This is a genomic window from Rhizobium leguminosarum bv. viciae USDA 2370 (assembly GCF_002008365.1).
Taxonomy (GTDB): domain Bacteria; phylum Pseudomonadota; class Alphaproteobacteria; order Rhizobiales; family Rhizobiaceae; genus Rhizobium; species Rhizobium leguminosarum.
Window position 1 is genome coordinate 83,240 of record NZ_MRDL01000039.1, and the last position, 25,960, is coordinate 109,199.

The following is a 25,960-nucleotide window of genomic DNA, read 5'->3' on the forward strand; positions in this document are numbered from 1 at the left end:
TCAGTCTCCCCAGGGAGAGGTTCTTGGGGTGGGACGGGCATAGGTCGGGGTCGCTATGGACGTCACCGCGGCCACGGTACCCGTCGACGGGATATGTGCGGCAACGCCGCTGCGATCTGCAGACACCTGATTGTCCATAAACTTGCGGACTGAATCTGCTGCCGGCCGTTCGCCGAACAGCTTTTCCAGCGTCTTGCGCATTTCCGGCATGGACAGGCCGCTACGCAGCCGCTGGATGTCGACCGCGAAGGCGCGCAGCTCGTCGATGAGGATGCGTTGAGAATTCAGATCCTCTGGCCATCGGTCTGTCAGGACGTCGTAGGGGTCACATGCAGGATTGACTGCCTTGTAGGTCATTCCCCTGCGTTCGGCCGCTTCGAGTGCCGAGACCAGGGAGACGACCTGATGGAGCAACTCCTCAGACAGGCTCGACGTCCTGTTCGCGTTCACGGCGACGGAGTGGGCGAGAACGACGGACGGCGGCAGGCGCAGCGTGGCATGGCGTGCGTCGTACGCGAGGTTTCTCCAACGTTTCATGAGCTGGAGCGCGATCACAGCCCGAGACTTGCGGTAAGCCGGATCCTGGTCGGGGACCGGATCGGCGTCCGATTCCGCCTTCGTGAAGCGGAGCCGTTCGTACTCCAAGGACTGCCGTTCGAAGAACTGGCCGAACGCGGCTTCCGGCGGCGTCTGCCTCAGAAACCATTCGGCGAAGCCCCACGGGTTGGCGACGAGCCGTGCCTTGTCGAAGCCGGTCGCCGTCTTCTTGGAGTGGAAGATAAAGCTGGTCCTTTCTTCGAGCGACGGGATGAGAACCGCAGGCGTTAAGTCCAGATGTAGGCCGTCGTACTTCACCGTGACGCAACGGCTCTTCCGTTCCGTCTTGTCGTAGTAGCGCGAACCAGGCTCGCCACGGATAGCGGTATGAAGCGTCGAAAGAACATCCTCAGGGTCAGTATCGTGATGCATGGTCACTTGAACCATTGCGTCGATATCGAAGTCGGCGTCTTCCGCATGTCGGGCCGTCGTCGCGCCGATCGAGAACCCACCTTGAGCGTAAAAAGACGCGATGAGGCCCGCGAGCGGACTGCCGTCTCGTTCCAACCATTGATGGATCGCATGGTAGTGGCCGACGGCAAGACGATGGTCTGTCGGTGTAAGTTGAATGCGGACAGCGATGTCTGCGAGCAGGACGTCCAGCGGACTGAAGGCGGCGATCTCGCGAAGGACGGGATCCGTATAGTTCATCGGATGGCTCCTATGCTTGATGAACGATGTCGAGCGTCTGGCGGAAGCCGCCGAGCGCCCAGTTGTGGTCGTAAATGCGCATCGGCAGATGGGCCTTCGGCATCCAGACCCGGCCAAGTTCGACCGCCGCGGAGACGGGCACCGCCGGAAAGATGTGGACGATGTCTGTGCGACCATGGTTGTCCTTGATGGCTTCAAAGATGGCCCGGAGTTCCTTTCGCCACAGTGTGAGATCGCTGGGGGTGCGAAGGATGTCGTTGTGGGCGCCGTTCGCCGAGAGCGACCATATAGACACGTCGTCCCCGAGAACGGACGTGATGCGGTCGTCATCGATCGGTCCGCTGACGCCCAGTTTCAATGCGACTACCGGTCCCTTGGAAGCGGGCTCCTCTCGAACGAGCTCCATTTCTCCAGGTTCACTCTGCCACTCCCAAGTTGTCGGCTCGCGAACACGCTGCCGGACGTGAGCTTCCGAGATGTCCGATAAAAGGCGGCCAAGCTCGATCAGGAGCGGCATTGGGGCGAGGGCGAAGACTGCGAGGCGGTTGATCTCATTCCGCTCGAGCCTGCCCTTGACCCGCTCTTGGTATTTCTCGCGTAGGAGACGCTGATGCAGCGGCCAGTAGCCCGCATCGCTATCCGGGATTCCGAGGTCGGGGACATCAAGATCTATCATTCCGTTTCGGACGGGATAGAACTCCGGAAGCAACGCCTCCTTGACGGCATCCACGTTCACGGGAGACTCGTTCTTGCCAATGCCTGCTGCGAACCGGATGACGTGGCATCCGCGATCCCGAACGATAGACGTGACTGCCTCGATGCGATCCTCATGTTCGGCCTTCATCTCCAGCAGTAGTTGATCGGGATAATCCCTCCACGTTGCCTTGCCGTCGATTAGCCGGTGATGCGGATCGCAGAGCAGCATCAGGTTCGATGGATCTGTCGAGAGCTTTGGCGAAAGAATGTCATCGCCGCGCGGACCGCCGGGAGCATCTGAAACGATGTGCGCGATGTAGGCGGTGTTGAGATCGTCTCTCCCAGTAAGCAGGTCGCCCACCAACACCTTATTGCATCCGCGGAACTCGCAGCGTCCGGCGGCTCGTGCCCAGACAATTGCTTTTACGTTTTGAGGCAGGGAGGGGCGGCGCCTGGCGTTCGCCTGTGGCGCAGGTCGGTCTTCAACGGCATCAGCTTCATCCGACATGGCTTACATGTCCTCGCTTCCAGCGGCCGAAGGTTGCAGGGATAATATCCTAAACCAAACAGTATCGGCGTGAGAATTTCATCCATCTGCCGTTTGTCTGTGGACCAAGAAAGTCTATCCTGCGTTCAGCTCAGTCGAAATCAATCGTTACTTTCCCGGAGACGGTAGGGTTGCTTGATATGCTGGCATCGTGAAGTTCGACCTAGTTACTAAGATCTTTCCAGCGGTGCCTGTGCGGTAGTCCTTTTCATTCTATGGAGGCCGCAACGTTGTTGCGGCCTCATCATTACTGCGTCGTTTAAGTGGCCAGCCGTCATAATCGCTGGCTGCCTACAAAGAGTAGGAAGAGCCTACTCAGCTGCACCCACTCGTAGCGCCACACGTGTCGCACTTCTCGCAGGTGCCATTCCGCACCATCGTAAAATTCTGGCACTCCGAGCACATGTTGCCGGTATAGCCCTGCATGATCGAGCGCTGGCGGCGCTCGGCTTCCCGCTTCTTGGCTTCGGATTTCGCCGTTGCCGCGTCGGCCGCCGCCTTGTCGGAGAAGAGGGCTGTCGCGTCGCTGGTGATTTCCTCGGTCAGCTCTTCGGCGATCTCTTCCGCCAACTCCTTGGCGCGCTCCTCGTAGTCGCGCTTGAAAGCAACGATTTCGGAGGTGGAGACGGCAATCGTCGTCTCCAGCTTGCGGGCCGCGCTGCCTGCAAAGGCAGTCACGGTGCCGGTGGAGGCGGCGCGGGCAGGGGCTGATGTGGCAGCACCCTTGGGTTCGCCTGCCTGGCGTTCGCCGCCGGTGCCGGACACCAGTGTCGGCTTGTAGCCGCGGGTCCAGCCGGTGGAGAGCAGGTTGGTTTTGCCTTCCTGGATGCCCTTGCCGAGTGCCGTGTTCGAGAAATCAGACGTATCGACATGGGCCAGGTCGTGGCGGCCGAGATAGGAAACGGCAAGCTCGCGGAAGACATAGTCGAGGATCGACGTGGCGTTCTTGATCGCGTCATTGCCGATGACCATGCCGGCCGGCTCGAACTTGGTGAAGGTGAAGGCCTCGACATATTCCTCGAGCGGCACGCCATATTGCAGGCCGAGCGAGATGGCGATGGCGAAATTGTTCATCATTGCACGGAAGGCAGCACCTTCCTTGTGCATGTCGATGAAGATCTCGCCGATGCGGCCGTCGCCGAATTCGCCAGTGCGGAGATAGACCTTATGTCCGCCGACGGCGGCCTTCTGGGTATAGCCCTGGCGGCGGTTCGGCAGCTTCTCGCGTTCGCGGGAAACACGCTCGACCACCCGCTCGATGATCTTCTCGGTAACAGTGACGGCCTGGGCGGCGAGGGGCGCCTGCAGCAGTTCCTCCAGCGCATCCTCGTCGTCTTCGTCTTCGATCAGCGAGGCATTGAGCGGCTGCGACAGCTTCGAGCCGTCGCGATAGAGCGCGTTGGCCTTGAGGCCAAGCTTCCAGGAGAGCATGTAGGCGTTCTTGCAATCCTCGACGGTCGCCTCGTTCGGCATGTTGATCGTCTTGGAAATTGCGCCCGAGATGAACGGCTGGGCTGCCGCCATCATGCGGATATGGCTTTCCACAGAGAGGTAGCGCTTGCCGATCTTGCCGCAGGGATTGGCGCAATCGAAGACCGGCAGGTGTTCCGCCTTCAGGAAAGGCGCGCCTTCCAGCGTCATCGCACCGCAAACGTGGATGTTGGCCGCTTCGATGTCCTTCTTCGAGAAGCCGATATGGTCGAGCAGGCTGAAGCTCATGTCGGCCAGCTGTTCGTCCGAAACCTTCAGCGTCTCCTTCAGGAAGTCGGCGCCGAGCGTCCACTGGTTGAAGACGAACTTGATGTCGAAGGCGCTCTTCAGCGCGGCGTTGACGGCTTCCACCTTCTCGTCGGTGAAGCCCTTGGTCTTCAGCGTCGATGGATTGACAGCCGGCGCCTGGTTCAGATTGCCATGGCCGACGGCATAGGCCTCGATCTCGGCGATCTGGCTTTCGGAATAGCCGAGCGTGCGCAGCGCGTCGGGCACGGCGCGGTTGATGATCTTGAAGTAGCCGCCACCGGCGAGCTTCTTGAACTTGACGAGGGCAAAGTCGGGCTCGATGCCGGTGGTATCGCAATCCATGACGAGACCGATCGTGCCTGTGGGCGCGATGACCGAGACCTGGGCATTGCGGTAGCCATGCTGTTCACCGAGCTCGAGCGCTTTGTCCCAGGCCGACTTGGCGTGGGCGACGAGATCCTGGTCCGGGTTTTCCGAATGGATCAGCGCGACCGGGTTGATCGACAGGGCCTCATAGCCGGAGGTTTCGCCATGAGCGGCGCGGCGATGGTTGCGAATGACCCTGAGCATGCTCTCGCGGTTCGGCGCGAAGTTCGGGAACGGGCCGAGTTCGGCAGCCATTTCGGCCGAGGTCGCATAGCAGACACCGGTCATGATCGCGGTCAGCGAGCCTGCAATGGCGCGGGCCTCAGTGGAGTCATAGGGAATGCCAGACGACATCAGCAGGCCGCCGATATTGGCGTAGCCAAGGCCGAGCGTGCGGTATTCGTAAGAGAGTTCGGCAATGCGCTTCGACGGGAACTGCGCCATCATCACCGAGACTTCGAGCACGACGGTCCACAGGCGAACAGCGTGTTCGTAGTCAGCGATGTTGATGCGCTTGGTGGCCTTGTCCTTGAACTGCAGCAGGTTCAGCGAGGCAAGGTTGCAGGCCGTGTCGTCGAGGAACATGTATTCCGAGCACGGGTTCGAGCCGCGGATCGGGCCGCCGGCCGGCGAAGTGTGCCAGTCGTTCATCGTCGTGTTGAAGTGGATGCCCGGATCGGCCGAAGCCCAGGCAGCGTAGGAAATCGTTTCCCAGAGATCGCGGGCCTTCAGCGTCTTCATCACGCGGCCGTCCTTGCGGGCGGTCAGGTTCCATTCGCCATCATTCTCGACGGCGCGCAGGAAGTCGTCCTTGATCGAGACGGAGTTGTTGGAGTTCTGGCCGGATACCGTGAGGTAGGCTTCCGAGTCCCAATCCGTGTCGTAGGTCTTGAATTGGAGATCCTTGTAGCCCTGACGGGCGAACTGGATGACGCGCTGGACGTAGTTCTCAGGAACCTGGTCCTTCTTGGCGGCGCGGATTTCGCGCTTCAGGGCAGGGTTCTTGTTGGGATCGTAGCAATCGCCGTTGTCACCGCCTTCGCAGTTGAAGCATGCCTTCATGATCGCCTTCAGATGCTTGGCGACGACCTTCGAGCCGGTCACGAGAGCCGCGACCTTCTGCTCTTCCTTGACCTTCCAGTTGATGTATTCCTCGATATCGGGATGGTCGATATCGACGACCACCATCTTGGCGGCGCGGCGCGTCGTGCCGCCCGATTTGATGGCGCCGGCGGCGCGGTCGCCAATCTTCAGGAAGCTCATCAGGCCGGAGGAACGGCCGCCGCCGGAAAGCTTTTCGCCTTCGCCGCGCAGCATCGAGAAGTTGGAACCGGTACCAGAGCCGTATTTGAAGAGGCGCGCCTCACGCACCCAGAGGTCCATGATGCCGCCTTCGTTGACGAGGTCGTCCTCGACAGACTGGATGAAGCAGGCATGCGGCTGCGGGTGTTCGTAGGCCGACTTGGACTTGGTCAGCTTGCCGGTGAAGGGGTCGACGTAGAAATGGCCCTGGCCGGGACCATCGATGCCGTAGGCCCAGTGCAGGCCGGTGTTGAACCACTGCGGCGAGTTCGGGGCGACGCGCTGGGTGGCGAGCATGTAGGCAAGCTCGTCCTTGAAGGCCGAGGCATCTTCCTCGGAGGAGAAATAGCCGCCCTTCCAGCCCCAATAGGTCCAGGTGCCGGCAAGACGGTCGAAGACCTGGCGCGCATCGATTTCGGAGCCGGTCTGCTCATCCTTAGACAGGGTCTTCAGCGCAGCATCGTCGGGAACGGAGCGCCACAGGAAGGAAGGAACATCGTTTTCCTCGACCTTCTTCAGCCGGGTGGGAACGCCGGCCTTGCGAAAATACTTCTGCGCCAGAACGTCGGTCGCGACCTGGGAGAACTGCGCGGGAACGTCGATATTCTCGAGGCGGAACACGACCGAACCGTCAGGGTTCTTGATCTCGCTCGTCGCCTTGCGGAATTCGATATCCGCATAGGCGCCTTGGCCGGCCTTCGTGAAACGACGTTCGATGCGCATGGTCTTGACCTCGTGTTGGCGCCCGGTCCCCGCGACCGGGGCGCAAAATTCCTATCCGGCGGCACTTTGTCGTCGCGCAGCCAGTCTCGTTTCCGTATCGTGACAGGGGTGTCATCCGGAGATGAACTTCCTGTATCTTGTGGTGATGGTGGCTGCAAACACTAAATATAGTATTAACAGCTTATTATCGCCAGCCCCGATGTCACTTTTTTTGGAGGCTGAAAACCGCGCAAAAATCCTGTCAGGCCTGAACCGTTCCCGGTCCATCGCCCTGATTCCGCGTCCTAATTTTCAAAAGGGAACCGGGCTCGTTACCTCCGGTCCTGTCGCCGCCGCAACATCAGAAACAGTAAAGTTTGAAACAGCTGATTCCGTCAAGGGCTGGCTTTTAATTGATTGCTAACCACAACATGTTGTGGATGCGCCTGTGGAGATTGGGGAAAGCCGGGGAGCGCTGATATTACAATGGCTTGCAGGTGTTGCCGGCTAAGGAAAACGTCGGAACGGCAAAAAAGCGTCCCGCGGCAAATCTTGTGATGGCATTTCCGGTGCAAATGGGCATGCCGATTCGCACGGGTGCAAGTGCCTGTCAGAGCGCATCGATGGCGATGGTGACGATGGCGACGCCAATCGGCCTGTTCTCTTCGTCCATGACGACGAAACTCGCCTGCGTTTCGAGATTCTGGGTGGATTCGTTGCGTTCGGCCCGGTCGATGAAGATCTCCCGGGAGCTGTTGGCGAAGGTTCTGAGATATTTCTCCTCGTCGCCCTGCCAATAGTCGGCGGTGACGGTGCTCTGACCGACGTTCAGCCCATGCGAGTCGGTGACGAAAAATTCGAGGATCGCCCCTTGTGAGGTGTCCTGCCTGGCTTTCAGGTAATGCGACACGGATTTGTCGAGCAGCAGCGTGACCATGTGCAGTTGGTGCTGATCGACCTCCGACCGGTAGGTCTCGTCGAGCACCCGCATATCCATTTCGCTGACATTGCCGAATTTCGCATTCTGTTCGGCAATGGCTTTCAGCACCAAGGGCGTTTCCACCATCGGCCGGACCTGCTTCTCGACGTAGTCGCGCACGAGGGGAATGTAGGCTGGCTCAGCGCGGACAGGCGCCAGCGGAAATAGAAAGGTCGCCAACCCGACGGTCACAACCGCCCCGATATGCCCCCACCGCGCCATCTTGCTTCCTTATATCGCATCGTTTGCTGCACGCTTTAAGCGCAATTTGACGCGATTCGCAGCTGCCGAGTTTATGCGAATAAGATAAAATAGATGTGCAGATCCCGATAGCGGATTCAGAAAACCTCGCCGACAAAATCTGGAACAATTTCAAGTGGTAAATGCGAAGGATGCGCGTTGGGATCGGTGGCGATCAGCGCGCGCCCTTGGCGATCGGCTCCTGATAGGTGAAGCCCATGTCCCAAGGGAAGTAGATCCAGGTATCCTGGCTCACCTCGGTGATGAAGGTGTCGACGGTCGGCACGCCCTTCGGCTTGGCATAGACGCAGGCGAAATGTGCCTTCGGCAGCATCGTGCGCACCTGTGCGGCGGTCTTGCCGGTATCCGTCAGATCGTCGACGACGAGCACGCTTTCGCCGCCATTTTCCTGAAGTTCGGGCGCTATGCCCTTGAGCAGCACCATGTCCCCCTGGTTCACATAGTCATGATAGGACGCGACGCAGACGGTCTCGATCAGCCGGATGTTCAGTTCGCGCGAGATGATCGCTGCCGGAACGAGGCCGCCGCGGGTGATGCAGACGATCGCCTTGAACGTCTGATCAAGGCCGGCAAGCCGCCAGGCAAGCGCGCGCGCATCGCGGTGGAACTGATCCCAGGAAACGGGAAAGGCTTTATCGGGAAGGGACATCGGGCTGCTCCGCGGCATGAAAAAACGACACGCCGTTTGCCGGCGACCGGACGGGCTTGAAGCGGCGATTGGCAAAACGCAAATCGCGCAGCCGGAACTGCGCGAGATGGGGCCGAGGCTCGAAGCTGTCATCGGTCGCCGCAATTAGCGGGATTTGCCGGCAAAAGGCAAGAGCAGCCAATCAACGCGATAACAGGGTCAGTGCCGTCATCGATTGCAGCAGGGTCTTGGTCGTGCCGCCGAAGATCATCTGCCAGAGCCAGGAATGCGTATAAGCGCCCATGACGAGAAGATCGATGCTGCTGTCCGATAGCCTGTTTTCGATGACGTGGGACGCACTTTTGTCCACACTTTGCGCCGTCGAAAGCGTCGTCTTCACGCCATGACGCGCAAGCGTCGCGGCGATGTCGGCGCCTGCTGTCAGCGGCGATTGCAGCGCCGTGTCGGCCGGATCGACCGAAAAGATCTCCACCTCGTCGGCGGCTTTGAGGATCGGCAGCGCGTCGAAGGTCGCGCGCGCCGCCTCCTTCGAGCCGTTCCAGGCGATCAGCACGCGCTTGATCGGCTTCGGCTGGCGGATGATAAAGGGGATCATCAGCACCGGCCGGCCGCTTTCGAAGAGGAAGCTGTCGACGTCGACGTGGCTGTCGGAAGGTCTGGCCGGGTCGGCCTGTGAGGCGATCAAGAGGTCGGCGCTACGCGCACTTTCGATCAGCGGTGCGGAGCCGTATCCGGTTGATGTGGCAAAGCTGCGCCACTCGGAGGAGGCGCCTGATGCCTCCGCTTTCGACCTGAAGATGCGCTCAACCGCAATCGTTTCGCTGTGCGCCATGTCCTGCAGCGCCTGCACGGCGACGGGATCGGGGATTTCCATCGGCGCCACCAGCGGCACGGCGGAGATGATTTCGGCATGCAGGCCGATCACGTGGGCGCCGCTTTCAGCGGCGAAGGCAAAGGCGAAATCGGCAACCGCAGCACTATTGTCTGATGTATCGAGAATGGCGAGAATGGTTTTGTAAGACATATCAATTCTCCTTGCGCTGAAATGGCTTGCGCGAGGAAAGGAATGCACCGGACCGTACTCCTGTTCCTTGATGGGGATCAAGGATGGCCCTGAGTTCCGGCGTTTCCCTCAAGCCTCGGCGGAATGGTTTTCGGCGATGTCCTTCCTGCGGCGGATGGCGTCGATCATCGCCTGCACTTCGGCGCCGGCCGCATCGATAACCGCCTGCGAGCGGCCGCGCACGACGATCTCGGTCGAGAATTTCTGGCCGACATAGCGCGGGTAGGAGCCGATACTGGTTTCCGGATGTGCTTTCTGAATCGCGGTCAAGGGCGTGCCGATCTCGCCTTCGCCGTAAGGGCAGGCGATGGCGAGCGAAAGCACCGGCGTGCCGGTTCGAAGCGTCGGCAACACATTGTCGACCATCGCCTGGAAGACCTGCGGCACGCCGGCCATGACATGGACATTGCCGATGATGAAGCCTGGCGCGGTCGAGACCGGATTGGCGATATGCACGGCCCCGCGCGGCATGCGCGCCATGCGCTGGCGCGCTTCGGTGAATTCCATCTCGCGGCGCCGATACATCTCGGCAAGCAGTGTCATTGCCGCTTCGTCATATTCGCAAGGCACGCCGAAAGCCTTGGAGATGGCATCGGCGGTGATGTCGTCATGCGTCGGCCCGATACCGCCCGAGGTGAAGACGTAATCATATTTGCCGCGAAGGGCGTTCAGCGCCTCGACGATCGCCTCCTCGTCGTCGGCGACGATGCGCACCTCCTTGAGATCAATGCCGGAAAGCGTGAGCAGATCGGCGAGATGGCCGATATTTTTGTCCTTGGTGCGGCCGGAAAGAAGTTCGTCGCCGATGGCGAGCATGGCGGCGGTGACGACGATGTTTTGGCTCATGGGATGTTCCGTGATCTGAGGCTGGTGAATAGGTAGTGCCGTTCGGTCGCTTTGCAAACAGCCACGGCATGATGCCCAAAAGTGCAAGTGCTGTTCTGCGATACGTTCATTTTTGCTGAAATGAAAACGCAAGTGAATTTTCGTCTACGGATGTTGAACACTGAGTTCTTCAAGGCATGGCTGTGTTCGGAAATACCCGCTGATAGAACTCCCTCGGTCACGAAATTCAACCAGTGCTCCAAGGGAGATTGAAGATGGCGAAGGTTCTCGTCCTTTATTATTCGGCTTACGGCCATATTGAAACCATGGCCTATGCCGTTGCCGAAGGCGCGAAGTCGGCCGGTGCCGAGGTCACCGTCAAGCGCGTTCCGGAACTGGTTCCGGAAGATGTCGCCAAGGCTTCCTATTACAAGGTCGATCAGGCGGCTCCGATCGCCACCGTCGACGAACTGGCCGACTACGACGCGATCATCGTCGGTGCCGGCACCCGCTTCGGCACGGTCGCCTCGCAGATGCGCAATTTCTGGGATCAGACGGGCGGCCTCTGGTTCGCCGGCAAGCTCGTCGGCAAGCTCGGTTCGGTCTTCACCTCCTCGGCAACCCAGCACGGCGGCCAGGAATCGACCATCCTCGGCTTCCTCCCCACCTTCCTGCACCAGGGCATGGTCGTTGCCGGCCTGCCTTATGCCTTCCAGGGCCAGATGGGCACTGAGGAAGTCAAGGGTGGATCGCCCTACGGCGCTTCCACCATCACCAATGGTGACGGCTCGCGCCAGCCTTCCGAGATCGAGCTGGAAGGCGCGAAATACCAGGGCGCCCACGTCGCCAAGCTGGCAGCTAAGCTCGCCTGATCTTTGACACTGAAATAAATCAAGGTGCGGCAGGCATGGGGCTCGCCGCGCCTTTTCTGTTTTTCCCCGCGACAGACTGGGCAGCCTTCGTCGGCGCGGGCTTTCGCGAGGGAAATGTCTAGCCGATCACTCGTCGGTGCTGCCGGCAAACGGGCACTATTTTTTACGCCTTGCGGCTCTTCCCATCGCCCATGACGCAAGATATTGAAAATGCCGCAAGCGGGCGTGGCGAAACTGGTAGACGCAAGGGACTTAAAATCCCTCGGCCTTGGCTGTACGGGTTCGAGCCCCGTCGCCCGCACCATTTTCATAATGCCGTTGGAATATGCCAGTATTGTATCTGCCTGCATATTGTGCACAAAAGCGAGTTGCCGCTTGACAATGGTATTTTCGATGCAAGTATTGCGCCGCGGCGGCTGAGTAAGTGTTGTCTTGTGGGAGTAAGACGATGGTTTACGATTGGAGTGGGGCGAAGGTTCGGCGCATCCGGATCTTCAAGACCAGTGTCGCACTTGTTCTGGGAACTGCGATGGCTGCGATACCACTGCTCTTCTGGGCAGTGCAATTGCGCGGTTTCTAACCTGGGATAATCAGCGTTCTGCGAAGGGTAGAGCGTTTGGCGCTTTGGTCTCGCGCCATCTATTGATCACCCATCCGGCTAGCAGCCCGAGGGCAGCGCCCATGGCCTTGATGCCTGCATCATGCAGGCGCGGATGCCGCGTCGGCGAGAAGTATTGCAGATATTCGATGGCGAATGCGCCGACGATCAGCAGCATGGCGACCATCTTCCACTGTTTCGGATAGGCCAGCGCAAAGGCGAAGCCAAGGAGAAGATAGGCGACCGCGCGGTCGACATCGACCATCGTGACCGTATTCGGCCTCTCTCCGATCGGCGAAACGGTGACGAAGATGATGAAGGCCAGCAGCAGCCAGGCGAGCGGTCTTGCGAATTTGAATGTCATCATAGCTTCATATTAGTGGCCGTCCTTTTTATTGACAGTTAAAATCAGTTCATGTGCCGCCAATTTCGCTATTGGCTTAAGAAAGGCCTTCCCCGGGAGCAGAACCTGTCCCCAGCGCCGAACCCGGCCCCGCGGAGTGAAACGATGCGGGAGCGAACTGGAAATGGCCCAAACGAGCTTCTTTTGCCGGCCGGCCTGTGCCATAGCGGCGGTGGCTAACGTGAGAATGGACCATACCCGTGACGAGACTTGATGTCGAAAGCGCCGAAGAGGCAATGCGCAGCCTGTTTCCGGCAACGCCGCTGCAGCTCAACGATCATTTGTCGGCCCGCTACGGTGCCGATATCTGGCTGAAGCGCGAGGATCTGTCGCCGGTGCGCTCCTACAAGATCCGCGGCGCCTTCAATTTCTTCCGCAAGGCGATCGGGCAGGGTGCCTCTGGCAAGACCTTCGTCTGCGCCTCGGCCGGCAATCATGCCCAGGGCTTTGCCTTCGTCTGCCGCCATTTCGGCGTGCCGGGCGTCGTCTTCATGCCGGTGACGACACCGCAGCAGAAGATCGACAAGACCAGGATGTTCGGCGCCGAATTCATCACTATTCGGCTGTTCGGCGACTTCTTCGACCAGTGCTACCAGGCCGCACGCGAACATGTGGAGGCGGTCGGCGGCGTCATGGTGCCGCCCTTCGACCATCCGGACATCATTGAGGGGCAGGCGACAGTCGCCGCCGAAATCATGCAGCAGCTGCCTGAGGGAACGGTGCCCGACATGGTCGTCCTGCCGGTTGGCGGCGGCGGACTTGCCGCCGGCATCACCGGCTATCTCGACGGCACCGTGCCGAAATCGGCTTTCGTCTTCACTGAGCCCGCCGGCGCGCCAAGCCTTAAGCGCAGTATCGAGGCGGGCAAGGTGACGACGCTGGCCAAGGTCGACAATTTCGTCGATGGCGCTGCCGTCGCCCGCATCGGCGACCTGAATTTCGCCGCTCTTCGCGATTTCCCGGCAAGCCAAGTGCAACTGATGCCGGAGAACGCCATCTGCGTCACCATTCAGGAGATGCTGAATGTCGAGGGCGTCGTGCTGGAGCCGGCCGGCGCCCTGTCACTGACGGCGATCGCCGCGATGGATCGCCAGACGATCCGCGGCAAGACCATCGTCGCCGTCGTCTCCGGCGGCAATTTCGATTTCGAGCGTCTGCCTGACGTAAAGGAAAGAGCCATGCGTTACGCAGGGCTGAAAAAATACTTCATCCTGCGGCTCGCCCAACGCCCTGGCGCGCTGCGCGATTTCCTCAATCTGCTCGGCCCCGACGACGATATCGCCCGCTTCGAATATCTGAAGAAATCGGCACGCAACTTTGGCTCGATCCTGATCGGCATCGAAACCAAGGCGCCTGAGAATTTCGCCCGGCTGGTCGGAAATTTCGAAGCCGCCGGCATGGGTTACGAGGATATTACCGAAAACGAGATCCTCGCCAACCTGATCATTTGACTTGGCGATAGCGATGCCGTCGTGCTAAAGGCGGAGCATGGCTTCGTTCATTTCAAATCTCTTTTCGATGTTCTCCGGCGGCGGCAAACCGGCCACGGAAGCGGCAGGCCCTTCCGGCGAGCCGCAGCTCTACGGCGATTGCACGATCTATGCCGAACCGCGTAGGGAAGGCAGCCAGTATCGCCTGGCCGGCCGCATCGAAAAGAAGGTCGGCGACGAGGTGCTGGTGCGCAATTTCATCCGCGCCGATCTGTTTACCTCTTCCGACGATGCGATCGAATGCACGGTGCGCAAGGCGCAGCAGATTATCGATCAGCATGGTTCGTCGCTCTTTGGTGACGGCGAGAAGCTTCGTCAGGTCTGAAATCGGGATCCGGGCATAGGTCCCTGATGCCGGCTGTAACTATTCCTGTGTGTGACCCGGGTCCTCTCCAGCGAGCGCGTTCTCACTCACGCAATCTTAAAGGATTGCGGTGAAAGGTATCGCCTGCAGGATTTGCAGGACACCCCCCGTGTTTGACTGTTTCGGACGATTGACCAAAGGATTCGCTGTCGCGATCGCCGCGCCGGCAGGAGGCCGAACGTCCGGCGCCAAGGTCTCATGATGGAGACACTGAACCTCCTTCTCTTCGTCGTCGAAGCCATCGCCTATTTCGTGCTGATGGTAACGCTTCTGCATTTCCGTCATCGGCTTGGTCTCGGGGTTTTCCTGACGGCGCTCGGCGTCATGCATTTCATGGAGACATATCTGGCGGCGGTCTTCTATGTCTCGCTGCCGTTCGGGGATGTGTCGCCGGGTTCATCCGTGTTCTTCTCCGGTAAGCTGATGATGATCCTGATGCTTTACCTGCAGGAGGATGCGGCGACGGTGCGCCAGCCGATCTACGGCCTGTTCCTCGGCAACCTGCTAACCGTCGGTATTGCCTGGGTGCTGCAGATGCACCAGCCGCTGCAGATGTCGACCGGCCACACACCCGACGTCGATTTTCTCAAGGAGATGGGCTGGCTGATGGTCTGGGGCACGGCGCTGCTCTATGTCGATTCGCTCGGCATCATCCTGCTCTACGAAAAACTCGGCGATTTCTTTCGCCGCCGCGTCGTCCTGCGCTTCCTGATTTCGGGATTCGTGCTGCTGACCTTCGACCAGATCGGCTTCTTCGCCGCGCTGCATTACTTCCTGGATGTACCGATCGCCGCATTCTGGGGCGGATGGAAGGCGAAAATGCTTGCCGTCTGCCTCTACGCGGCGATGTTCGCATTCTATGAATATCGCATTCGCCGTATCGGCGCAGCCGGGTCCGCACGTTCGATCAGCGACGTATTCGGTGACTTGACGTTCCGCGAGCGCTACAACGATCTTCTGGAGCGCACTGGCCGCGACATGCTCACTGGCGTCTATGATCGGACGCGCATGGAAATGGAAGCGCCGCTGATGCTGCTCGAGGCACTGAAGCAGGGGCTATTCGCCACCGTCCTCATTATCGACGCCGATCACTTCAAGGATGTCAATGACGGCTACGGCCATCTCCAGGGCGACGAGGTGCTGAAGGCGATCGCCGCCCGATTGGGCACGACGCTGCGCTCCAGCGACCGCGTCTTCCGCTTCGGCGGCGAGGAATTCGTTGCCGTCTGTCCAGGCACCGACCACGAAGAAGGGCTGCTGCTTGCCGAGCGCCTGCGTTGGACGATCGCGACCAGCGTCAAGACGCCGGATGACAGGCCGGTCACGGTCAGTATCGGGGTTGCGACCGCCGATGAGGACGGCGTCGATTTCACCGCCGTGCTGACGGCGGCCGACGGCAGGCTCTACGCGGCAAAGAAGAGCGGCCGCAATTGCGTCGTCGGCCGCTCCGGTGTGGTGAAACTCAGTTAGCTCAGCCAGACCCAGTTAGCCCGAGCAACCCAGTTGGCTCGGCTGGCCCCGATTGAGGCTCTTCTCCATTTGGCTGAACGTGGTCAACCCAATAGGTATTCCTGAGAATTCGCATCGCTGATGGCGCGCGAGGTCGCGGACGTCGGGAGGCGGCTTCCTAATCATCGATCGATGCAGTGCGTCGACCGGGGATGTTGAGGATGTTGCTTAAACCGAAACATTTGCCCGTCTGTCTATGTCTTTTCAATAGGTTATGAGCAATATAAAAACGGCTTGTTCGTAAAATGCAAACGTGATCTCCGTTGCGGAAATATCCCAGATCAGTTTTCCTGCGAGGGGCGTGGAGACATGAGTGATTCAATTGCACGGAAGAAAGTCGATGGCGGCGAGTTCGCCGCTTTGTGTATGGGAGGGTTTCTTCTTTCGATCGCCTATGGCGTGACCTTTCTGATCCCGGTGCTGGTGGGCCAGCGTGGCGGCGACGAGGCGCTGGCCGGCCTGATCATTTCGGCTGCGACTGTCAGCACCGTCATTCTCGTGATCCTGTCCGGGCACATCGCGGATGCCATCGGCTCGGCGCGGGCGGTGGCTGTTTCGGGATTGTTTCTTGCCGCGTCAGCGCTGGGATTTGCCGTGGTTCCCTCAGCTGGGCTGAGCCTGATGACGGTCGGTTTCATCCTCGGCATAGGCTGGGGCACCTTCTATGCGCTCGGACCCATTCTGGTCGCCGCGATCGTCGAACCCGAACATCGGATCAGGTTTTTTGCCCTGCTTTCAGGATCGATGATGTCGGGCATCGGCGCCGGGCCGATCATTGGCCGCATTGCCACAGGCTGGTCGATGCCGGTCGAGGCGGCTTTCGCATTTGCGTTCCTTGCCAGTCTCGCTGGCGGTGCGCTTTACTTGTTGCTCCATATCCGGCTGACCAATGCCGGCAAGATTTTGCCTCATGTCAACAAGATCTCATTTGGCTCAGCGCGTGAGGTGATCGGCTCGCGGGCCGTCTATTCCATCATTATGGTCGGCATCGGCGGCGCGATTTTCGGTGGGCTGTCCAGCTTTCAGACCAGCTACGCCAAGGCGCATGGGTTCGATTACTCCCTGTTCTTCATCGGCTTCATGTCCGCCGCGATTCTGAGCCGGCTGTTCGTGGCGGGATATGTGGTCAAGAAGGACCCACTCTATTCGCTTTTGGTCCTGACAAGCCTGACGCTGGCATCGATCGTGCTGTTCCTGATGCTGACGTCAAATCAGCTTGCCTATCTGGGAGGCGCAGCGATGCTGGGGGTGGGCTATGGATTGACCTATTCGGTCATCAACGGCCTGGCTGCAAATGAGGCTCCAACTGGCCTTATGCCGCAGTCGCTTTTGCTATTCTCGCTGGCCTATATGATCGGCGTCTTCGGCTTTCCGTTGGTGGCCGGCAATCTGATCGTTTCCTCCGGCATCCAGACCATGCTCTGTGTATTGCTTCTGCTTGCCGTCCTGAATTTGGCAATCGTCCTGTTTCGTCTTGCCCACCGCGCGACGCGTCAGAGCTAAGCAGAGCGTCCCAGGAGAGAATAGAAACGAAATTGGCGCGGGGCCGGGCAAGTTTGAGTTGCTCGGACCGGCTCGCTCAGGCGGCGCGGAAGATCTTGGCGCCGGAGGGCGCGCTCGTCATGCCGTCGTCGACGGTGATCTCGATGCCGGTGACATTGGTCGCATCATCCGATGCCAGATAGAACGCTGCCTTGGCGATTTCGTCGGCTTCGCTCTGCGGCCGAGCGGGCTCATGCCGCCGTCGGCCTTGCCAGGATTTCGTCCGATGAGGAACTCTCGGCCGAAATCCTGGTGACGGTCCGGGATTTTGTCGCCGGTATCGACAAATGAAAAACGGCCGGCAAAAGCCGGCCGTTCCATGAAGCGTTGAAAAGCCGATCAGGCGGCCAGTGCGATTTCCTGGACGCGCGACTTGGCGGCGTCGATGGCTTTCTCGGCAGCTTCCGGACCGAAGGCCAGGCCTTCGACATAGATGGTCTCGATGTCGGTGATGCCGAGGAAGCCGAGAACCGACTTCAGGTATGGCACGGCATGGTTCAGGGGGGCGGCCGGTCCTTGCGAGTAGACGCCACCCGAAGCGAGCACGACATAAACCTTCTTGCCGGTTGCGAGGCCGACCGGACCGCTTTCCGTGTACTTGAAGGTCAGGCCGGCGCGGGCGACGTTGTCGATCCAGGTCTTCAGCGACGAATAGATGTTGAAGTTGATGAGGCCAGTGCTGATGACGATCGTGTCGGCGGCAAGCAGTTCGTTGACCAGTTTGTCGGAGGTCTCGACGGCCACGCTTTCCTCAGCGGTGCGGGCCTCGGGCGGCTTGCGGATCGCGCCGGTGAAGAGGTCATCGATATGCGGCAGCGGGTTGGCGGCAAGGTCGCGGCGAACGATGACGCTGCCCGGGTTCTGGCTCTTCAGCTTTTCGGCGAGATCGACGGCGATCGGCGTCGAGAGCGATTCGGCACGCGGGCTGGACGTCAGAAGCAGGATGGACGACATGGTGCATTTCCTTTCGAATGGAATTTAACGGCCCGTTGCTGGGAGGTGAGCCGCAGTCTCGAAGCGAAAATAGGTCTGGCCTGCTATCGAAAAAACGGTGATAATGTCGATCGAAACTATCGATGGAATGGATAGAAGATGCTGCCCAACCCGACTCTGGACCAATTGCAGGTGTTTCTGACCGTTGCCGAGACCGGCAGCTTCTCGGCCGCTTCGCGGGCGCTGAACCGTGCCCAGTCGGTCGTGAGCTATACGATCGCCAACCTGGAGGCGCAGCTTGAAGTGCCGCTTTTCGAGCGCTCCGGTGCGCGCCAGCCGAAGCTTACGGAGGCAGGCAAGGCGATGCTGGAGGATGCGCGACGCATTCTCGGCGACTTGCAGGTCATGCGGGCGCGCGTCAAGAGCCTGAGGGAAGGGCTCGAAGCGGAGGTTTCCGTCGCCATCAGTGTCATGGTGCCTTCGCGGGCCCTGGTGGAGGTCCTGCGCGAATTTCGCGAGATGTTTCCGTCCGTTTCATTGAACCTCAACGTCGGCGAACTTGGGATGGTCATGGATCTCGTCCTCAGCGGCAAGGCGACGATCGGGATCGGCGGCGCAGTTCTAAAGCAGGACGATTCGGTCGTCACAGAGCGGATCGGTCATTCCTTCATGCTGCCGGTTGCTGCGCGCAACCACCCGCTTGTTGCGATCGACCGGCCGCTCATGCTCGGCGACGTGCGCGAGGAAGTGCAGCTTGTCGTCACCGATGCGTCGGGTCTGACAAAGGGGCGTGATTTCAATGTTCTGTCCTACAAGACATGGCGCGTCAGCGATATTGCGACGAAGCATCAGCTCATCAAGGCCGGTCTTGGCTGGGGTGGCCTTCCGGCTTCGCTCATCCGTGATGATCTCGTGAGCGGCGCGCTTGTCCCTCTCGATCTGGATGCCTACGAACAGGGGGAATATGCCATCTATTCCGTGCGCCAGCTCGCTAACCCGCCCGGACCCGCTGCCACGTGGATGATCGATGCGTTCCGCACGAGGCTTTCCGCCTGCCCAAACCACGCCGATTTCAACGCTCAGATCGCCGAACTGCGCGAGCCCGGTATGCCGCTTGCGGCCGAATGACGAAAGCGCAGGCGCAGGCGCCGCGCCTTCGTCGACATATTTTTTCGCCTAAAGGACGAGCCTGAACTTCGAGAAGCCGTCGGCGCCTTCGCCGGCATCCTCGATCTTCACGCTCTTGACCTCGGCGAGGAACTGCTTCGCCTTCGGGCCGCTTTCGAAGGTCGCGGTCGTGCCCGGGAGCGGCTTGAAGGTCCAGTTTGCGTCGGCCGACGGATTGATCGTGCCCTGATCATGGATATAGCGGACGATGACATCGCGGTTGGTATCCGGCGCCTGGAAGATCACCTTATCAGCGGTGATCTCGGGGAAATTGCCGCCGCCGCCAGCGCGGTAGTTGTTCGAGACGACGACGAACTTTTGAGCCGGATCGATCGGCTTGCCATTGAAGGCGAGGTTCTGGATGCGGTTGGCGTCCGGATTGATCGGTTTGCCTGATGAATCATATTTCGGCGGCTGCGACAGGTCGATCTGGTAGGTGACGCCGTCGATGACGTCGAAATTGTAGGACGGGAAATCGTTGTTGAGCAGCGCCGCATCCTTCGAGCCGGCCTCGATGTGATTGAACATGCCGGCTGACATTTCGAGCCAGTTCTTCACCTGGGCGCCGGTGATGGCAACCGCCTGCACCGTGTTCGGGTAGAGATAGAGGTCGGCGACGTTCTTGATGGCGATATCGCCGGCCGGAACGTCGGTATAGTAGTCGGCGCCGCCGCGACCGCCGGCCTTGAAGGGGGCCGCCGCCGAAAGCACCGGCAGGTCCTTGAACTTGGTGTCGGCGAGCATCTGCTTGATGTACCAGGTCTGGGCTTGGCTGACGACCTGCACGGAGGGATCGTCGGCGACCAGTGCGAAGTAGGAATAGAGTGGCGCGGATGTCTTGCCGACGGGGGTGCGGACATAGGTCAGTGTCGCCTCGTGCTCGGCCTTGGCGGCTTCGACCACTTCCTTCTTGTCGGCGTAGTCGGCAACCACCTTCTTCTTGTCGTCGCGATGATAGATCGGTCGTGCTTCCGAGGTGAAATCGACGATCTTCCAGCTGTTGCCGTCTTTTTCGAGCAGCAGGTCGATAAGGCCGAGATGCGAGCCCCAGAAACCGGCCATCACGGTGGGCTTGCCGTGCAGCGTGCCCTTGACGGGATCGGCATTGGCGACGCCGTCCCAGCTCTTCGGGCCTGGGAAGACGAGATGCTGGTGGCCGGTGAAGATCGCGTCGATCCCATCGACGGCGGCGAGATGCAGCGAGGCGTTTTCCATTTTTTCGGACGGTGCGCTGCCATCGATGCCGGAGTGCGAGAGCGCAATCACGATATCGGCGCCGGCTTCCTTCATGGCGGGAACCCAGGCCTTGGCCGCCTCGACGATATCGCGCGTCTGAGCCTTGCCCTCAAGGTTCTTGATGTCCCAGAGCATGATCTGCGGCGGTACGAAGCCGATGAAGCCGATCTTGACGGGGCTTTCGTTGCCGGCGCCGTCCTTGATCTGTTTTTCCAAGATGATGTAGGGCTTGAAGAAGAGATCGTCCTGCTTCGGGTCCGAGGCGAGCTGGCCCTTGGTCAGGTTGGCGCAGACAAAGGGGAAGTTCGCGCCTGATAGGACCTTGAACATGAAGTCGAGGCCGTAGTTGAACTCGTGATTGCCGAGCGTGCCCACAGTATAGCCGAGCGTGTTCATCGCCTTGATCACCGGATGGACGTCGCCGTCCTTCATGCCGTGCTGATAGGCCATGTAGTCGCCCATCGGATTGCCCTGCAGCACGTCGCCATTGTCGATCAGCAGCGAGTTGATGGCCTCTGCGCGGATACCGTCGATGATCGTCCCGGTGCGCGACAGGCCCATCGTGTCGTTCGGCTTGTCGGCATAATAGTCATAGGGAAAGACGTTGACGTGAATATCGGTCGTTTCCATCAGCCTGAGATGCGCCTGGTTGGCGCTGGCGCGCGCGCTGAAAGGGTGCAGCAGCACCAGGGCGGAAGTGGCGGCCAGGCCGCCGAGCAGGGAACGGCGGCTCATTACACCAACATCGAAAATGGAAGACATGGAAACTCTCCTTCAGGATCATGCATCGTCCGGCCCGTCAGAATTAGGACGATTTGGCGAGGAGTACACTGCGAAAATGACAGGACGTCGAAACAATCCGCCGGAAAAGCGTCGTGGCTCTGAAATGCAATTTATGGTGCAGTCACTCGGCGCCCGGCTGCCGCAGACGTAGGGCCACGGTCACCCTCGGCGGTCGGTGTCGATCGCAGCTACTGGAACGATCTCAGCCGCTCCTTCGGCCAAAGGGTGCAGCCTTACGATTTCAGCGTCGATGTCGCCAAGTGAGGCGTCCGCTCGACGTTGGTGGCGGTTCTAACCAGCGGGCGTACCGCCAGCACAGGCCGCATCTCCTTGTGGAAAAAGCGGAAATAGGAGGAGATCTGTGCCCGCGCATTCGAATTCACGTCGAACTGGATGCCGACTCGGCCATTGTGCTTCCAGCGGATGACGCCTTCGAGCAGGCCGAGGTTTTCGGCCTCGATGCGCACCTTGCTGCCGGAGGCGGCATGGAGCGGTCCCTTCATCTCCAGGGCGGCACCGGTCGGCGATAGGTTGAGGATGCGGGCATCCACCTGGCTGTTCAGATATTTGACATGGCCGAACACGCGGCAGTTTTTTCGGTCGGCCTTTCGGGCCGTGATTTTCAAGTTGCGGGTCATACTGTCTCCCTTGGTACAGCCGGGGAGCATAGCGCCGGAAAATTGAAATGGTTTTAGGGGCTTGGCTAAAATTGCAGTGAAACCGTCAGTTGGCGGCGGCCGCTCTGCGTCCCACCACATGTTCGCGCCAGACGGTGAAGATGCCGGCGGCAACCACGATCGCCGAGCCGACGATCATGTTGAAGCTGAGCGTTTCGCCATAGATCACCATGCCGATGATAGAGGCATAGACGAGCGACAGATAGGTCAGCGGCTGGACAGCGGCGGCATCGAGAACATCGTAGGCGCGGATCAGGAAATAATGGCTGGAGATGCTGGTCATGCAGACGAGCGCCATCCAGCCCCAGTCGCCCGGCGCCATCCAGCTCCAGTAGAACGGCCCGACCAGCGTCATCGTGACGCCGCCGACGACGCCGGTATAGAAGAAGCTGGTCATCGACGAATCGTCGCGGCTGACCAGGCGGGTGGCGATAACGTAGAAGGCGAAGTTGAAGCAGGAAATGACGGCGAGAAGCAGCTTCACGTCGAAAAACTCGCCTTCCGGCTTCAGGATCAGCAGTACCCCGAAAAGTCCGGCGCCGATCGCTGCCCACCGCCGCCACCCGACCCGCTCGCCGAGGATCGGCATCGCCAGCAGTGCGATCAGGATCGGCGTCGCGGAAAAGATCGCCTGTGAACGGGCAAGGCCGATCACGGCAAAACAGGTGATGGCCAGAACCACCTGAACCGCAAGCAGAACGCCGCGCGTCACCTGCAGGAAGGGGCGTTTGGTGCGGGCCGTCGTCTTAATCCCGCCGCGCATCTTTGACGCGAGGATGATCGTGAAAAGCGCAAAGGCCCAGTAGCGGATCATCGTCACGAAGATTGGCGGATAGGCCGTCGCCAGATGTTTCGAGATGGCGTCCTGCAGTGAAAAAATGGTGAGCGCCAACAGCGCGAAAATATAGCCTTGGGTGTTCGATGTCATGACTTGCCAATGAGCGGGAAACGCCCGCGCGCATCGAAGTCTGGACAGGCTTTCGGCAAAGATGCAAGGCCTCAAAGGCCGACATTCGGCTTGTCGATGATTTCTCTGAGCGCGAAGCTCGAATTGATCTTGACGACGTGGGGAAGGGCCGACAGCCAGTCGCGGTGGATGCGCTCATAGTCCTCGAGGTCGCGGGCGGCGACCCTGAGGATATAGTCGTATTCGCCCGACATCAGGTAACAGACGAGTACGTTCGGACAGAGCTTCACCGCTGCCTCGAATTCCGCCAGAGTCTTGGCGAACTGGCCGGAGAGCGAGATATGCACGATGGCGATCATCTTGTAGTCGAGCGCCTTGTGTGAAAGCCGCGCATGGTAGCCGCCGATGACGCCGCTTCTTTCCAAGATATCGAGCCGGCGCGAACAGGCCGAAGGCGACAGTCCGATCCTTTCGGCAAGCTCCGCATTGGTCATGCGGGCATTGGCCTGCAGCGCCTTAAGAATCGCAAGATCGATGGTGTCGAGATCGGCCATTCGAAGAACTTTCGAAAAAAGATAGAATGAACGCAATAATCGCCGAAAAATCACCTCTTCGCAAATCGTCTTTGCAAGGACATTTCACTGCCTTGATGGTTGGATTCCTCATCTGAAAAATCCGCGGCCGCGGAGATAAAATTGAGAGGAACGCGCATGCGTGTCGGTTGCCCGAAGGAAATCAAGAATCATGAATATCGCGTCGGTCTGACGCCGGCTTCGGTGCGCGAATATGTTGCCCACGGCCACGAGGTCTGGGTGGAGACCAAAGCTGGCGTCGGTATCGGCGCTGATGATGCCGCCTATGCCGCGGCCGGCGCGAGGATCGCCGCCTCCGCCAAGGATATCTTCGAAAAGTGCGACATGATCGTCAAGGTGAAGGAGCCGCAGCCCGCCGAATGGGCGCAGCTCCGTGACGGCCAGCTTCTCTACACCTATCTGCATCTGGCGCCGGATCCCGAACAGACCAAGGGTCTCATCGCCTCGGGCGTTACCGCGATCGCCTATGAGACGGTGACCGACGAGCGCGGCGGCTTGCCGTTGCTGGCGCCGATGTCGGAGGTCGCCGGACGCCTGTCGATCCAGGCGGGAGCGACCGCGCTGCAGAAGGCCAATGGCGGCCTTGGCGTCCTGCTCGGCGGCGTACCCGGCGTGTTGCCGGCCAAGGTCGCGGTCATCGGTGGCGGCGTTGTCGGCCTGCATGCCGCCAGGATGGCCGCCGGCCTTGGCGCCGATGTCAGCATTCTCGACAAGTCGCTACCGCGCCTGCGCCAGCTTGACGATATCTTCTCGGGCCGCATCCACACGCGTTATTCCAGCATCCAGGCGCTGGAGGAGGAAGTCTTCTCGGCCGATCTCATTATCGGCGCCGTGCTGATCCCCGGCGCTGCTGCTCCGAAGCTCGTCACCCGCGAGATGCTCTCCGGCATGAAGAAGGGCTCCGTCATCGTCGATGTCGCCATCGACCAAGGCGGCTGCTTCGAGACCTCGCATGCAACCACCCATTCGGATCCGACCTACGAAGTCGACGGCGTCGTGCATTATTGCGTTGCCAACATGCCGGGCGCCGTGCCGGTCACCTCGGCGCACGCGCTGAACAATGCCACATTGGTTCATGGCCTGGCGCTTGCCGATCGCGGTCTGCGCGCCATCGCCGAAGACAAGCATCTGAGGAACGGCCTCAACGTCCACAAGGGCCGCATCACCAGCAAGCCGGTCGCCGACGCACTTGGCTACGAAGCCTTTGCGCCGGAGAGCGTGCTGAACGTAGCGTAAGCTAGCTGACTCCAGGTGACGACTTACTGCGCTATTTTCGGCCGGCAGGGCGGTATCCGAAGGGATGCCGCCTTCTTTGTATGACGGCGCACCTGTAATCGAACCGCGACCGTCGGCGGCGTTGGAGCTATGCTTTTCCTCGTCACGCAGCGCGACGAGTTGTGTCCCGCCCGATCAGTTGGCATCGTATCATGCTGATGGGCAGTCGCCATCCAAACGGAGCAGCAATGACGGTTGATAGTCGGGAGCAAACATCGCCGGTTCCGCTTCGAACATCACCTATCGGCCTCGAAACATATATTGCCGGCAGCACACTCGTCAGCGGGGATGGACCAGCCTGGACTGATATATTCGTGCAGGTGTTTTCCCGCCTGAAGGTGCAACATCCCTTTCTTGTCCCAGCGGTCGCCGAGCCTCTCGTTGTTTGGGTGATCTCAGGTCAGGCATGTGTCGAGGAACGCGATCTGGGCGGGGAGTGGGAGGCCAATACAGTCAGAGTCGGGGACTTTTTTCTGACGCGGTCGCCCACGCCATACGAAATGCGCTGGCACGCCGAGGGAGACGAACCTTTCCAGGTAATGCATCTCTATCTCTCCGTTCCGTTGTTTGACCGGGTGGCGGAAGGGGTTCTCGGCAAGGCTGCCAGCGCCATGCGCCTGCGCGACATATCGGGCGGCCGCGACCAACATCTCTCCAGCATGCTGGAACTGATCCATGCTGAACTGACGGCAGAAGGGCAGGGAAGTCGGCTCTTCGTGCAGGGATTGGCGCAGACGCTCGCTGTTCACCTTATCCGACAATATGCAACATTCGACGCAGAGGCACGGCCGTCAAATGCACTCCCGGGCGCCAAGCTACGGCGGGCGATCGCATTCATGGAAGCCAACCTTCAAGAGCCGTTTGATCTCGCACGTCTGGCGCAAACGGCCGGCATGAGCGCTTTTCACTTCAGCCGCCTCTTCAAGAAGGCCACCGGCCTCTCTCCATCCCATTATTTCATTCGCCAACGCATAGCCAAAGCCCAGCAACTTCTGCAGGAAACCAGCACCAGCATCATCGAGATCGGCATGTCCGTGGGGTATTCGAGCCCTAGCCATTTTGCTCAAATTTTCCGCCGGGAGGCTGGCGTCTCCCCCAGCGACTACCGTCGCAGCTAAAGCGCGTCGCGATCTTTTTCAGATTCGCTCATTGCGCTTTAGGTCTTGGTTTCTACGCATGTCGTTGTCGCAAAACCGCTGCACACTTTTGTGCGACATGCTTTAGCATTTCAGC

General features: G+C 59.9%; 23 protein-coding genes, 1 tRNA gene and 2 pseudogenes. 12 read left to right on the forward strand and 14 right to left on the reverse strand.

Annotated features, from left to right (window positions below; all coding sequences use genetic code 11):
• The 3 genes from BS629_RS20985 to BS629_RS20995 all read right to left on the reverse strand — a co-directional run bounded on the left by BS629_RS20985 (position 1) and on the right by BS629_RS20995 (position 6,622).
• Positions 1-1,248, reverse strand: a complete 1,248-nt coding sequence (locus BS629_RS20985; protein ID WP_077988440.1) for a nucleotidyltransferase domain-containing protein — start codon at positions 1,246-1,248, stop codon at positions 1-3.
• 10 nt (positions 1,249-1,258) lie between these two features.
• Positions 1,259-2,452, reverse strand: a complete 1,194-nt coding sequence (locus tag BS629_RS20990; protein ID WP_077988441.1) for an HNH endonuclease — start codon at positions 2,450-2,452, stop codon at positions 1,259-1,261.
• A gap of 354 nt (positions 2,453-2,806) precedes the next feature.
• Complete coding sequence (locus BS629_RS20995; protein ID WP_018241711.1) at positions 2,807-6,622, reverse strand: vitamin B12-dependent ribonucleotide reductase; 3,816 nt, start codon at positions 6,620-6,622, stop codon at positions 2,807-2,809.
• 121 nt (positions 6,623-6,743) lie between these two features.
• On the opposite strand from BS629_RS20995, the gene BS629_RS38950 reads away from it, so the two are divergent.
• Positions 6,744-7,025 carry a hypothetical protein gene (locus tag BS629_RS38950; protein WP_155256901.1) on the forward strand — a complete coding sequence of 94 codons (282 nt, stop codon included), beginning with the start codon at positions 6,744-6,746 and terminating at the stop codon, positions 7,023-7,025.
• A gap of 186 nt (positions 7,026-7,211) precedes the next feature.
• On the opposite strand, the gene BS629_RS21000 is transcribed toward BS629_RS38950, so the two are convergent.
• The 4 genes from BS629_RS21000 to BS629_RS21015 form a co-directional block, all read right to left on the reverse strand.
• A complete protein-coding gene (locus BS629_RS21000; RefSeq protein WP_018241713.1) occupies positions 7,212-7,802 on the reverse strand; it encodes a hypothetical protein in 591 nt (196 codons plus the stop codon).
• A 193-nt stretch (positions 7,803-7,995) separates the two neighbouring features.
• Positions 7,996-8,490: a xanthine phosphoribosyltransferase gene (gene gpt / locus BS629_RS21005; protein ID WP_018241714.1), complete on the reverse strand. Its 495-nt coding sequence runs from the start codon at positions 8,488-8,490 to the stop codon at positions 7,996-7,998.
• 181 nt (positions 8,491-8,671) lie between these two features.
• Positions 8,672-9,514 carry a universal stress protein gene (locus BS629_RS21010; protein ID WP_018241715.1) on the reverse strand — a complete coding sequence of 281 codons (843 nt, stop codon included), beginning with the start codon at positions 9,512-9,514 and terminating at the stop codon, positions 8,672-8,674.
• A gap of 108 nt (positions 9,515-9,622) precedes the next feature.
• Positions 9,623-10,399: a competence/damage-inducible protein A gene (locus tag BS629_RS21015; protein ID WP_018241716.1), complete on the reverse strand. Its 777-nt coding sequence runs from the start codon at positions 10,397-10,399 to the stop codon at positions 9,623-9,625.
• Positions 10,400-10,653: 254 nt separating this feature from the next.
• Here BS629_RS21015 and wrbA point away from each other — a divergent pair, with 254 nt between their 5' ends.
• The 3 genes from wrbA to BS629_RS40235 all read left to right on the forward strand — a co-directional run bounded on the left by wrbA (position 10,654) and on the right by BS629_RS40235 (position 11,830).
• Positions 10,654-11,250: an NAD(P)H:quinone oxidoreductase type IV gene (gene wrbA / locus BS629_RS21020; protein ID WP_018241717.1), complete on the forward strand. Its 597-nt coding sequence runs from the start codon at positions 10,654-10,656 to the stop codon at positions 11,248-11,250.
• Positions 11,251-11,469: 219 nt separating this feature from the next.
• Positions 11,470-11,554: transfer RNA gene (locus tag BS629_RS21025), tRNA-Leu, on the forward strand.
• A 144-nt stretch (positions 11,555-11,698) separates the two neighbouring features.
• Positions 11,699-11,830 (forward strand): hypothetical protein, encoded by a 132-nt coding sequence (locus BS629_RS40235; RefSeq protein ID WP_018241718.1) that lies wholly within the window; start codon positions 11,699-11,701, stop codon positions 11,828-11,830.
• 10 nt (positions 11,831-11,840) lie between these two features.
• On the opposite strand, the gene BS629_RS21030 is transcribed toward BS629_RS40235, so the two are convergent.
• The gene (locus BS629_RS21030) at positions 11,841-12,215 is read right to left on the reverse strand and encodes a VanZ family protein (RefSeq protein ID WP_018445713.1); all 375 of its coding nucleotides are present in this window, start codon (positions 12,213-12,215) and stop codon (positions 11,841-11,843) included.
• 236 nt (positions 12,216-12,451) lie between these two features.
• On the opposite strand from BS629_RS21030, the gene ilvA reads away from it, so the two are divergent.
• The 4 genes from ilvA (at position 12,452) to BS629_RS21050 (ending at position 17,117) form a co-directional block, all read left to right on the forward strand.
• The gene (ilvA, locus tag BS629_RS21035) at positions 12,452-13,702 is read left to right on the forward strand and encodes a threonine ammonia-lyase (RefSeq protein WP_018241719.1); all 1,251 of its coding nucleotides are present in this window, start codon (positions 12,452-12,454) and stop codon (positions 13,700-13,702) included.
• A gap of 37 nt (positions 13,703-13,739) precedes the next feature.
• A complete protein-coding gene (locus tag BS629_RS21040) occupies positions 13,740-14,066 on the forward strand; it encodes an HlyU family transcriptional regulator (protein WP_018241720.1) in 327 nt (108 codons plus the stop codon).
• Between the two features lie 237 nt (positions 14,067-14,303).
• Complete coding sequence (locus BS629_RS21045; RefSeq protein WP_018241721.1) at positions 14,304-15,575, forward strand: GGDEF domain-containing protein; 1,272 nt, start codon at positions 14,304-14,306, stop codon at positions 15,573-15,575.
• A 348-nt stretch (positions 15,576-15,923) separates the two neighbouring features.
• Positions 15,924-17,117: an MFS transporter gene (locus tag BS629_RS21050; protein WP_018241722.1), complete on the forward strand. Its 1,194-nt coding sequence runs from the start codon at positions 15,924-15,926 to the stop codon at positions 17,115-17,117.
• 76 nt (positions 17,118-17,193) lie between these two features.
• Here the strand turns inward: BS629_RS21050 and BS629_RS38455 are convergent.
• A pseudogene (locus BS629_RS38455) lies at positions 17,194-17,357 on the reverse strand (SDR family oxidoreductase); the annotation flags it as partial.
• On the opposite strand from BS629_RS38455, the pseudogene BS629_RS38460 reads away from it, so the two are divergent.
• Positions 17,355-17,447: pseudogene (locus tag BS629_RS38460) on the forward strand (TetR/AcrR family transcriptional regulator); the annotation flags it as partial. The pseudogenes BS629_RS38455 and BS629_RS38460 sit on opposite strands and share 3 nt — an antisense overlap.
• 48 nt (positions 17,448-17,495) lie before the next feature.
• Here the strand turns inward: BS629_RS38460 and BS629_RS21055 are convergent.
• The gene (locus BS629_RS21055; protein WP_018241724.1) at positions 17,496-18,110 is read right to left on the reverse strand and encodes an FMN-dependent NADH-azoreductase; all 615 of its coding nucleotides are present in this window, start codon (positions 18,108-18,110) and stop codon (positions 17,496-17,498) included.
• Positions 18,111-18,248: 138 nt separating this feature from the next.
• Between BS629_RS21055 and BS629_RS21060 the strand changes: the two genes are divergently transcribed.
• On the forward strand, positions 18,249-19,217 hold the full coding sequence (locus tag BS629_RS21060; RefSeq protein WP_018241725.1) for a LysR family transcriptional regulator: 969 nt from the start codon (positions 18,249-18,251) through the stop codon (positions 19,215-19,217).
• Positions 19,218-19,265: 48 nt separating this feature from the next.
• On the opposite strand, the gene BS629_RS21065 is transcribed toward BS629_RS21060, so the two are convergent.
• From BS629_RS21065 to BS629_RS21085, 4 genes are all read right to left on the reverse strand, one after another.
• The gene (locus BS629_RS21065) at positions 19,266-21,254 is read right to left on the reverse strand and encodes a bifunctional 2',3'-cyclic-nucleotide 2'-phosphodiesterase/3'-nucleotidase (RefSeq protein ID WP_018241726.1); all 1,989 of its coding nucleotides are present in this window, start codon (positions 21,252-21,254) and stop codon (positions 19,266-19,268) included.
• Positions 21,255-21,508: 254 nt separating this feature from the next.
• Positions 21,509-21,913, reverse strand: coding sequence for a PilZ domain-containing protein (locus tag BS629_RS21075; protein ID WP_018241727.1), 405 nt, complete (start codon positions 21,911-21,913; stop codon positions 21,509-21,511).
• Positions 21,914-21,998: 85 nt separating this feature from the next.
• Complete coding sequence (locus tag BS629_RS21080) at positions 21,999-22,880, reverse strand: DMT family transporter (RefSeq protein WP_077988442.1); 882 nt, start codon at positions 22,878-22,880, stop codon at positions 21,999-22,001.
• A 71-nt stretch (positions 22,881-22,951) separates the two neighbouring features.
• Complete coding sequence (locus BS629_RS21085) at positions 22,952-23,413, reverse strand: Lrp/AsnC family transcriptional regulator (protein WP_018241729.1); 462 nt, start codon at positions 23,411-23,413, stop codon at positions 22,952-22,954.
• 156 nt (positions 23,414-23,569) lie between these two features.
• Between BS629_RS21085 and ald the strand changes: the two genes are divergently transcribed.
• Positions 23,570-24,688 (forward strand): alanine dehydrogenase, encoded by a 1,119-nt coding sequence (ald, locus tag BS629_RS21090; protein ID WP_018241730.1) that lies wholly within the window; start codon positions 23,570-23,572, stop codon positions 24,686-24,688.
• Between the two features lie 227 nt (positions 24,689-24,915).
• A complete protein-coding gene (locus tag BS629_RS21095; protein WP_032980114.1) occupies positions 24,916-25,845 on the forward strand; it encodes a helix-turn-helix domain-containing protein in 930 nt (309 codons plus the stop codon).
• Positions 25,846-25,960 lie beyond the last annotated feature (115 nt).